Source organism: Streptomyces sp. BE303, assembly GCF_036290945.1.
In the GTDB taxonomy this organism is placed as follows: Bacteria; Actinomycetota; Actinomycetes; order Streptomycetales; family Streptomycetaceae; genus Kitasatospora.
Genome location: NZ_JAQYWZ010000628.1, coordinates 1 through 716, shown reverse-complemented (window position 1 = coordinate 716; position 716 = coordinate 1). Strand labels below are relative to the sequence as shown.

General features: G+C 73.5%; 1 protein-coding gene. It reads right to left on the bottom strand.

The window, feature by feature from the left end:
* A partial coding sequence (locus tag PUR56_RS14415) for an acyltransferase domain-containing protein (RefSeq protein WP_329874697.1) occupies positions 1–716 on the bottom strand: 716 nt, incomplete at both ends.

The following is a 716-nucleotide window of genomic DNA, read 5'->3' as shown; positions in this document are numbered from 1 at the left end:
GGAACGGGTAGGTGGGCAGTTCGACGCGTCGGCCGCGGGGGATCGCGGTGGTCCAGTCGACGGTGAGGCCGGTGGTCCAGGCGTGGGCGAGGGAGGTGAGGAGGCGTCGTCGGTCGCCTTCGTCGCGGCGCAGGGTGGGGACGGTGACGGCGGTGTCGAGGGTCTCCTCGACGGCGGGCACGAGGACGGGGTGCGGGCTGGTCTCGACGAAGTGGGTGTGGCCGGCTTCGTGGAGGGCCTCCAGGGCCCTGGTCAGCAGGACGGGTTGGCGCAGGTTGGTGTACCAGTAGGCGGTGTCGGGCGGGGTGGTGAGCCAGTCGCCGGTGACGGTGGAGAACATCGGGATGCGCGGTGCCTGCGGGCTGATGCCGGCCAGGACGTCGAGCAGCCGGTCGCGCAGTCGCTCGATGTGCGGGGAGTGCGAGGCGTAGTCAACGGGAATCGCCCGTGCCCGTACGCCGTCGCGTTCGCAGGTGGCGAGCAGTTCGGCCAGGGCGTCGCTGTCACCGGCGACGACGGTGGTGGTGGGGGAGTTGTAGGCGGCGACGGAGATCCGGTCGGCCCAGGGCGTGAGAAGCTGCTCGGCCCGTTCGGCGGAGAGCCCGAGCGAGACCATGCCGCCCTCCCCGGCGATGGCGTCGAGGGCCCGGCTGCGCAGGGCGGAGACCCGGGCGCCGTCCTCCAGGCTCAGCGCGCCGGCCACCACCGCGGCGGCG